The sequence below is a fragment of the Neisseria sp. P0009.S007 genome (assembly GCF_051962515.1).
The window spans coordinates 1-456 of the sequence record NZ_JBQCVF010000883.1; the positions used below are offsets into that span (position 1 = coordinate 1).

1 rRNA gene is annotated in these 456 nt (G+C 55.5%); it reads right to left on the reverse strand.

Going from position 1 to position 456, the window contains the following annotated elements:
* Window positions 1–456, reverse strand: a 16S ribosomal RNA gene (locus tag ACTHS3_RS16925); the annotation flags it as partial.

The following is a 456-nucleotide window of genomic DNA, read 5'->3' on the forward strand; positions in this document are numbered from 1 at the left end:
GACTACCAGGGTATCTAATCCCGTTCGCTCCCCTGGCTTTCGTGCCTCAGCGTCAGTTATTCCCCAGTGTGGCGCTTTCGCCTCCGGTGTTCCTGCCAATATCAACACATTTCACCGCTCCACTGGCAGTTCCCCACACCCCTGAAATACTCAAGCAACACAGTTTCAAGCGCAATGCCGCAGTTGAGCTCCGGCATTTCACACCTGACTTGCATCGCAGCCTACGCACCCTTTAAGCCCAGTAATTCCGAATAACGTTCGGACGGTTCGTCTTACCGCGGCTGCTGGCACGAACTTAGCCCGTCCTTCCTCTGAGGATCAGTCAAAATTTCTTCCCCTCTGACAGCGGTTTACAACCCGAAGGCCTTCATCCCACACGCGGCGTCGCTCGGTCAGGCTTTCGCCCATTGCCGAAGATTCTCGACTGCAGCCACCCGTAGGCTGTCTCTTATACAC